Consider the following 8,872-nt stretch of genomic DNA (forward strand, 5'->3'; position numbering starts at 1 on the left):
GCCGGATCAGCTCGCCCAGCCACTTCCCGACCTCGGGGCGGGTGGTGTCCAGCGCGTAGTAGTAATCCCCCCAGTTGTACCCCGCCACGGCGGGGCGCCCGTCTGCGTCCTTCAGCAGCCATTCGGGATGTTCCCGGTACAGCCGGCTTCGCGGCGCCACGATGAACGGCGCGATCCACAGGCCGGGCTTGAAGCCCGCCCTCCGGATGCGCTCGGCCATGGCCGCCATGCCCGAGGGGAACCGCTCGTTGGCCTCCCACTCCCCGATCTCCCGCTGCCAGCCGTCGTCGATTTGAAAGACGTCAAACGCAAGCCCCTGAAGTCCCTGCAGGACCTCGGCCATCTGTGCTGCGGAGATGTCCCGGTAAAAGCTGTACCAGCTGCACCACACGCGGGGTGCTGAGCCGGCGCCCCGCTTCCCGAGCCTTTCGCCCAGGAGTTCCGCATACCGGGCGAACACGCTGACCGGGTCCCCGTATCCCACGAACCACCCATCCGGCGAAGCCTCTTCCGCCTGCTCGCCGGAGCCCTCCTCGAAGAAGCCCCGCAGCACCTCTTCGTCCGCCTCGACCCTGGCCCCGACGCCCAGCGCGCCCAACAAAAGCACGCGGCCGTCCGGCGCTTCGACTGCGCCCACGCCGCTTCCGCCGTGGCGCGCACCCGTCAGGTGTCCTGCGTCATCGCCCATGTACCGTAGCGATCACGGGGCACGGCCGGCAGCTCGGGCCGCCAGGCCAGGCTCACCCAGTCCACCGGGCTCCACGAATGCCACCCGTGGCGGTAAAAGCGGGTCGTACCGAAGGGATGCAGCACGGCCACCGGACCTCGTGGCAAGAGCACCCCTCCGGCGGTGGCACGGGGTGCGCCAGCGATGCGGGCCGGCACGGTCAGTCCCGGAAGCGTCAGCAGGTGCTCCGACACGCCTCACCCGTCCCTCCTGGGCTCAGCGCCGCCGGCTTGCGTCCGCAATGAAGTCGTACGGGTACGGAAGCTCCACGTCGCTGGCCTGGTCGAGCTTCTCCACCAGCGCGCGTTCCAGGCGCCAGCCTGCGGCGGCCAGGTTGTCCTCCAGCTGCTGGAGATTGCGAGCTCCGATGATGGGCGCCGTGACCCCCGGCTTCTGGAGCAGCCAGTGGATGGCCACCTGAGCCGGGGTCTTGCCAACCTCGCGGGCCACCTCGAACAGCGCATCGATGACCCGCCACGTGTACTCGTTGTTGTAACGGCTCCACCGCTCGCCCCAGCCCTGGCGCTCCGCCTCTTCCACCCGGGTGTCGGGCGGAGGGGCCGTCATGCCCCGGCGGTACTTCCCGCTCAGCCAGCCGCCGCGCAGGGGGCTCCACGGAATGACCCCGAGGCCTTCGTTCAAGCAGACGGGGATCAGCTCCCATTCGGTCGAGCGGCACAGCAGGTTGTACTGCGGTTGAAGCGAGACAAACGGCTCCCAACCGTTGGCGCGGCTGATGTCGAGGGCCTTCTGCAGCTGCCAGCCGCTGAAGTTGCTGGCTCCGATGTAGCGCACCAGGCCCCGGCGCACGAGGTCGTTGAGCGTGGACAACGTCTCCTCAAGCGGCGTGGCCGGGTCCCAACAGTGCACCTGGTAGAGGTCAATGTAGTCCGTGCCGAGCCGGCGCAGGCTTACCTCCACTTCCGCCAGGATGTGCTTGCGGCTGAGCCCGACGTCGTTGGGCCCTTCCCCCATGGGGAAGCGCACCTTGGTCGCGATGACGAAGTCCTCGCGACGCCTGGTCTTCAGCCACCGACCAACGATCTCCTCCGACACGCCCCGCGTGTAGACGTTGGCCGTGTCGATGAAGTTGCCGCCGACTTCGGCAAAACGGTCCATCATCCGGCGGCTCTCCTCTTCCGAGGCCTCACGCCCGAAGGTCATGGCGCCCAGGCAAAGCTCGCTCACCTTGAGCCCAGAGCGTCCCAGGCAGCGATACTCCATCTCGATAACACCCTTCCCCCATTTTCATTGGCCAGGGCCCCGTGGCTCGCAGCAAACCGTCAGGGCCTTTCGCTTCCTTCCGTTTGCCCCGTGCCAACGATTTCGCCTACGCTCGACTCTCCGCCATCCTCCTGTGCGGCTTTCCTACGCTCGGAATGCACAGTACCCCGGTCTGTCTGCTCCCGGCCGAAGCGGGCATAGCTTTGCTCAAGGGCTACTCCCCTGTGAGCACGAACTCATATTGACCCGAGCCTACCTCAAACACCACGTGGTCGCGTTCTTCGCGACCACTCACGATGCCAGGAACTGCACCCGATGCGAGCTGCCCCTTTTCCCAGACGATTGCGCCGCCTTCTCTGACCACAACCTGCCGCATACCAAGCTTAGGCACCCAGACCTCGGCCTCGACGTTCGTCGGTATCGCTGCCTGAAGAACGAACTCCCTGTCGCGCCGAACCCATTTCGACGCCACAAGGCCTCTAACAGTATGGACGGAGGCACCTGCGTGTTTGAGATCCCCCAGCGGGGTGGGTTTGATGTGTACCTTTTGCCAGCCAGGAGCTGCAAGCCGGATGCCAGCAATGACTCGATAGAACCAGGCATCGATGCTACCCAGCATAATATGGTTATGCGAATTCATGCCGACATTGTCCAGGTACTCCCACCGCTCCCATAGCGTCGTTGCGCCTTCCTTGATCATGTACCCCCAGCTGGGATAAGTCGTCTGCGTAACGAGTCTGTACGCAAGCTCGGCATGGCCGTGTTCAGTGAGCACATCGGGAAGGTATCTCGTCCCCACGATGCCGGTGTTGAGGTGGTGTCCATGGATGACGGTAATGTCGTGAACGAGTGTGTCGACCACGTTCTGGCGATGCTGGTCGGGAACCAGCCCGAGGGACAAAGCAAAGACGTTGGCTGTTTGGCTGTAAACGCCAAATACCTTCGCCATTTCTTCAGCTTGCCTGCGTTTTTCGTCTTCAGGAGCCGTTTCGGGGATTAGCCGGAGGTACCACTGTTCTCCCAAGCTAACGTAGCGACCCTCCCTCAGGAACGCCTTATTGAACGCCTCTTTGATTTGCTCTGCCTTTTCGGCATACATCTTCGCGTCGGACTCCCTGCCTAGCACCCGAGCAATCTGGGAAAGGCGCAAGGTGTCATGATAATAGTAGTAGGTGCCGACCAATTCCACCGGCGTGTCCACGGAGCGAACGTGTCCAGGCGGACACCAATCCCCGTATTGCCCACCGACGATATGTTCCTTAGAGCTCTTCTCCAGAAACGCCACCCACTTCTGCATCACAGCGTAGCTTCGCTCAAGAATCCGGCGATCCCCGTAATACAGGTAGACGTACCACGGAATGGTCACGCACGCCGTTCCCCAGGCCGGATCCGCCGGGAACTTGCTCCAATAGGGAGGAACTACACTTGGCACGCTTCCATCCTTTCCTTGAGCGTGCTTGATGTCGTCGATCCACTTCGTGTAAAACCCAGCCATGTCGAAGTTGTGAATCGCTTCTTCTGCCGTGAGTTGTGCGTCTCCCATCCAGCCCATCCGTTCATCGCGCTGTGGGCAGTCAGTCGGAACGCTCATGAGGTTGCTGACCTGGCCCCAACGTACGAGTTCGTGGATCCTGTTGATAAGGGGATTTGAGCAATGAAAGCCTCCCGCTTCACTGACCGCGGAATGCACGACGCGAGCCTCCACGCTCCAAGTCGTCAGAACGCCGGCAAGGCCTGTTATCTCTGCGTAGCGAAAACCGTGATACGTGAATCGGGGCTCGTAGACCTCCTCGCCCTCTCCCTTGAGGATGTAAACGTCCGTAGCTTTGGCGGATCGATTCGGAGCGGTGTTTAACGTCCCATCGGGGTTAAGGATCTCGGCGTACCGCACCCGTACCTCTGCACCCCGCGGGCCCGACGCTCGTAGCCTCACCCACCCGGTCAAATTCTGACCAAAGTCCACGACATAAACTCCGGGGCGTGGGGAGGTAATCTCCCGAGCCGGCAACGTCTTCGTGATCTTGATAGGGGGATACGCGGCAGAGGAGACCAGCTTCCCCTTAGGCGGATCTGATGCCCTAACCGCAGGCTGCCACTCGGAATCGTCGTACCCGGGCATGTCCCAGCCCGGTCGTTCGAGTCTGGCGTCATAAACCTCGCCATCATAAATGTCGTTGAAGACAATTGGGCCGAGAGCCGCACGCCAAGTCTCGTCAGTAGTGATGGTCATGCTCGTACCATCGGAAAACAGAAGGTACAACTGCAAAATGAGCACCGGGGTTCGACCATATTTACGCAGATCGCCAGGGTTTCTTTCAACGACGACATCGGGAGGTGAATAACGGCCGTTGCCGAGGATGACCCCAATACCATTGCGTCCGGGCTGAATCATACGGGTGACATCGTAGGTGGCATACAGCACGAGCTTATCATAATCGGTCTGGGCAGGATCGAGAACCCTGTCCCCCACTTTTTGTCCGTTGAGTCTCAGCTCGTAGTACCCAAGTCCCGCGATGTACACCCTGGCGCGCTCGGGGAATCCGTGGACAACAAATTCCTTGCGCAAAAGCGGCGCGCCCGAAATCGTTTCGGGGGCGGTGATCCAACTCGCTCCCCACTCCTCTTCCTGGAGAAGCCCCATCTCGAACGTTGCTGCGCCACTGTACGGCCCAGGCCGGCCCTCCTTGTCCCAGAGTCTAACCGCCCAGTAGTAAACTTGCCTGCTTTCGAGCGGTCTACCGGAGTAGACGATATTCGTCGACTCGGACGATTCTACCTTCCCGCTATCCCACATTTCCCCCTCATTTCGACTCAGCTTTTGCAGGCTACTTGCCACAAGGATTTGATACGCAGTCTGCCGCTGGCCACGCTCGGGGTGGTCCACAACCCACGAAAACCGAGATCTCATCTCGTCAAGCCCGATTGGGTTCGAGACGTATTCACAACGGAGCCCAGTCGCGCGGATAGCGGACGTTGCTCGGGCGTCGGAAGCAAAGGTCATTGGACAAGTTCCCCCTTCTGACGGCAGAAGCTAAACTATGCGTCTCCCGCAAGCCCTACTCTTTGCCTCTCAAACCGCCGTCTTTGCCAAGCTAGCCTTTGGTGCGAGGGCTTTTCACCTCCATTAACGGCGCAGCCGCGCCTCGTTGCTTCCTCTCGATGTCTTCTGCGAAGTGACACATTACATACCTTCCGCCGATAAGACGAGTTTCGGGTTTCTGGCTGTAACAGATCCGGTGCACATACGGGCACCTATCTATAAACTTGCACCCTTGCCGCGCGAACTCCTTGAGCTCAAGCGTTGGGAGCTTCACCTCTCCCGCCCATCGTCGGTTCGGATCGGGTGCTGGCACTGACTCAAGCAGAACCCTCGTGTATGGGTGCAGTGGCTTGCTGAAAATCTCCTCCGTCGCCCCCGCCTCCACCAAAGTGCCTCGCAGCATTACGGCAACCCGGTCGCTCACATAGTAGGCCGTTGAGAGATCGTGTGTAATGTACAGTACGGTTATCCCCCGCTCTTCCTTTAGGTTTTTGAAGAGGTTAACAATGGACATCCGAAGGGATGCGTCTATCATCGACACCGGTTCGTCAGCTACAATTAGGGAGGGGCCCGTAAGAAGTGCTCGAGCTACCGAACACCTTTGAAGCTGCCCACCAGACAATTCGTGCGGGTACTTGCCTAGAACATCTCCCCACGACAACCCTACTGCCTCCAGTGCCTCCTCTATTACCTTCTCAGCGTCGGCTGCTTTTTCGGCGACGCCGTAGTTGAAGACAGTTTCGTACAAGTACGATTCGACCTTCCGGAGCGGATTAAAGGTATCGAAGGGGTTCTGGAAGACCGGCTGAACCTCTTTCCTGAACCACATACGGCTAGCCGTTCGGATTACCTTCGCCACGTCCTGACCTTTGTACATGATGGAGCCCGTCGTTGGCTCCACCAGCCCGAGTATCGAGTATGCAAATGTGGACTTCCCGCTCCCGCTTTCGCCCACCAGTGCTAAAATCTCCGGCCCCCCATAGCCAATGTCAAGGGAGACCTCGTTAACGGCGACCAAGTCTGTGGCGGAGAGCCCACGCCTGATCCTGAATCGTTTGCTGACATGTCGTGCCGCCATGAGGCTGTTATCCCTGCTCGGCACTCTCTTACACCTCCGAATGTAGGAAGCAGGCTACCTTGTGGCCGTTGCCCACCCCGACCAACGCGGGAACGCCCTCACGGCAGATGGGCCTGGCATGTGGACACCGCTCATGAAAGCTGCACCCGCGTGGGAGGCTATCCAGTCTCGGCGGGGCACCACCGAGGCCAATCCGCGGTGACCGATCTCCGATTTGTGGAACAGATCGTATTAAGTATTCGGTGTAGGGATGTAACGGGTTGCGGAAGACATCCCCCACCGACCCCTCTTCGATAACCTTGCCCGCGTACATTATCGCGATGCGATCCGCCAGCTGTGCATGCACCGCCATGTCATGCGTCACAAGGACCATCGCAGCATTGCCATCCCTCTGCACTCGCCGCAAGAGATGGATGACGCCTCTCTGTACCACCACGTCGAGTGCGGTCGTTGGCTCGTCTGCAAAGATAACCTTGGGCTTCAGGATGGTGGCGAGCGCAATCGTAACCCTTTGTCGCATTCCACCGGAAAGCTGATGTGGGAACGCGTGCAACACCTCCTTGGGTAAACCGAACACTTCCAGATGTGCTTCGACAGCTTTCTCAAACTCATTTGCGGGAAGCCCGGTGTGTTTGTAAACCAAATCGCGGAACGTGTCCTTAATTCTGCGTACCGGGTTCAGAACACTCATGGAGCCCTGCGGAATGTAGGCCACCGTATCCCAACCGATGCCTCGATCCCTCGCACCTTTGTCGCTCCGTATCTCAAACTGCTGCCCCGCCACGCGGTATCTCACCGTGCCGCCAGTAATCGTTAGCGGTGGCCACGTGAGTCCCAGCAAAGCCTTGACCAGAGTGCTCTTCCCGCTCCCGGACTCGCCTGCTATGCCTAAAACCTCGCCCTCCTTTATGCTCAAGAAGATGTTGTCTACGGCCCTGACTGTTCGCTTGACCCCATAGGCGCTTACAATGTAATAGGCCTTCAGGCCCTCAGCTTCAAGAATCGGCATGCCTAGCGTCATGTCCCTCGCCTACCCTTGCCGTTTGCCGACAATGCGCTGCAGCCTGGTCCTAGGGTCAAGGTATTCGCTGGCGCTGTTCGACAATAAGAAGAAGCCAAGAATCACCATAATCGACACTAAAACCGGCGGAGTAATCCACCACCAACGCCCGCTAAGCATGGCCTGATGATAGTTTGCCCAGTAAATAACGGTGCCGATGGTGGGAGTCAGCAGGTCAGAAAGCCCTAGGACGGCCAAGGTGATCTCCATCCCTATGGCCCACACAAAGCCGCTTATCATATCAGCGATGAGGTACGGCAGCAGAAAGGGGAAGTGTTCCTTTACCGCGATCTTGACACCACTCATTCCGCAGAATACCGCGGTCCGGGTAAATTCTCTCTCCTTCAAACTAAGGATCTGCGCTCGATACCGCTTAGAGGGCCAAGCCCAGTCGAGAAGTGCGAGTAGGAGCCCTATTCCAAGAAGCGTCAACTTTCCCTTCAAGACGAACGACAAGAGCACGAGAACGGGTAAGCGGGGAATGACAATAAGACTCTCCGTCAGTGCAGAAAGAACACGGTCAGGCACTCCGCCCAGGTAGCCTGACGCAATCCCGGTTGCCGTCGCTACGACGCGTGAAAGAACCGCTGACAACAGGCCAATGACCAAGGAGTTTCTGACCGCGTAAGTCAGCGTCCAGAAGACATCCTGTCCCAGTGAGTTGGTTCCCAGGGGGTGCTTGAGCGAGGGCGGTAAATCACGCGGCAAAGAGCCCCGCTCGTCCGCAGTGTAAGGGGAAACCAAGGACAGCGGCACAAAGGCGAACACCAACGCAGTAATTACCATCCCCGCAGCGAAGCGCCTGTCATGCTTCAAAAGGTTCCTTAACACCGTGACCATGTACCCGAGGCCCCCTAACGGTAGCGAACCCTTGGATCCAGCAGCGGGTAAATCAAATCTACAGCCAGGGCAGCTGTCGCAATGCCCGCGATTGACAATACGACGATCCCCATCATGAGGTTGTAGTCTCCTTGTAGGATGGCGGTATAGAGCACGTAACCGAGCCCGGGATATGCAAATACATACTCCGTAACGAGGGCCCCACTGAAAATGCTACCCAGTGACAAGGCAAGGTCAGTGGCTTGCGGGAGAAGGCTGTTCCTGATCAGGTACTGCAAGAGTATCGTACGCGTCGGCGCACCGGCGATTCTGGCGTAGGTCACAAAGTCACTGGAAACGAGGTTCGCAACCAACGCCTTCTGGCCGAGATAACTCCATCCAGTTGCGACAAGAACAAGGGAGAGGGCAGGGAGAAACCCATGCTTCGCCGCGCTCGATAAAAAGGTCCAGCTAAGCGCCGGCCCCAATCCAATGCCGGCCCCGCCCATGAGCGGAAAGAGAGGAAAAACGTACGCCAACAGCAAGAGCAGCGCTAACGCAACGATGTAGTAAGGAACTGGGTACAGCGTCATCATAACGATATCGAGGATCCTGGCCCAGCGCGCGGCCCTGTACCACCCTGAAATAGTGCCCAAAACTATTCCGAGCAGCCAGGCCAGAGTGGTTGCTGTCAGCATCAACGCGACGGTCCATGGAAGGGACGTCCTGAGGACTTCCGTGACGGGCGTCGGGAACATGCTCAACGAAGGCCCCAAATCCAACGATAAAAGACGCTTCCAAAACCTTACATACTGGGACCACAAACTTCCTTCTAGCCCGAATAGCTGCTTTAAAGTCTGCTCAAGCTTGGCTGCCGCCTCCGCGTTCATAAGCGTGTATGTGCTAAGCCGTCCCATGGCCGTT

Annotated in this window: 8 protein-coding genes; all 8 read right to left on the bottom strand. The window is 59.2% G+C overall.

Annotated elements, in window-relative coordinates:
* Positions 1 to 637, bottom strand: a 637-nt coding sequence (locus tag AB1609_02380) for a glycoside hydrolase family 36 protein (GenBank protein ID MEW6045316.1), incomplete at its 3' end; no start/stop codon positions are given.
* 26 nt (positions 638 to 663) lie between these two features.
* On the bottom strand, positions 664 to 921 hold the full coding sequence (locus AB1609_02385; GenBank protein MEW6045317.1) for a hypothetical protein: 258 nt from the start codon (positions 919 to 921) through the stop codon (positions 664 to 666).
* Between the two features lie 22 nt (positions 922 to 943).
* Positions 944 to 1,951, bottom strand: a complete 1,008-nt coding sequence (locus AB1609_02390) for an aldo/keto reductase (protein ID MEW6045318.1) — start codon at positions 1,949 to 1,951, stop codon at positions 944 to 946.
* Positions 1,952 to 2,165: 214 nt separating this feature from the next.
* Positions 2,166 to 4,745: a family 78 glycoside hydrolase catalytic domain gene (locus tag AB1609_02395; GenBank protein MEW6045319.1), complete on the bottom strand. Its 2,580-nt coding sequence runs from the start codon at positions 4,743 to 4,745 to the stop codon at positions 2,166 to 2,168.
* A gap of 298 nt (positions 4,746 to 5,043) precedes the next feature.
* Positions 5,044 to 6,093: an ABC transporter ATP-binding protein gene (locus AB1609_02400; GenBank protein ID MEW6045320.1), complete on the bottom strand. Its 1,050-nt coding sequence runs from the start codon at positions 6,091 to 6,093 to the stop codon at positions 5,044 to 5,046.
* 4 nt (positions 6,094 to 6,097) lie between these two features.
* Positions 6,098 to 7,090, bottom strand: a complete 993-nt coding sequence (locus AB1609_02405; protein MEW6045321.1) for an ABC transporter ATP-binding protein — start codon at positions 7,088 to 7,090, stop codon at positions 6,098 to 6,100.
* A 9-nt stretch (positions 7,091 to 7,099) separates the two neighbouring features.
* Positions 7,100 to 7,969 (bottom strand): ABC transporter permease, encoded by an 870-nt coding sequence (locus tag AB1609_02410; protein MEW6045322.1) that lies wholly within the window; start codon positions 7,967 to 7,969, stop codon positions 7,100 to 7,102.
* Between the two features lie 14 nt (positions 7,970 to 7,983).
* The coding region (locus AB1609_02415) for an ABC transporter permease (protein MEW6045323.1) at positions 7,984 to 8,872 on the bottom strand (889 nt) is incomplete at its 5' end.

The organism is Bacillota bacterium, assembly GCA_040754675.1.
In the GTDB taxonomy this organism is placed as follows: Bacteria; Bacillota; Limnochordia; order Limnochordales; family Geochordaceae; genus Geochorda.

Coding starts and splice junctions, on each gene's coding strand:
- AB1609_02405 (MEW6045321.1), bottom strand. CDS start 7,090: ATGACGCTAGGCATGCCGATTCTTGAAGCTGAGGGCCTGAAGGCCTAT.
- AB1609_02395 (MEW6045319.1), bottom strand. CDS start 4,745: ATGTGGGATAGCGGGAAGGTAGAATCGTCCGAGTCGACGAATATCGTC.
- AB1609_02390 (MEW6045318.1), bottom strand. CDS start 1,951: ATGGAGTATCGCTGCCTGGGACGCTCTGGGCTCAAGGTGAGCGAGCTT.
- AB1609_02410 (MEW6045322.1), bottom strand. CDS start 7,969: ATGGTCACGGTGTTAAGGAACCTTTTGAAGCATGACAGGCGCTTCGCT.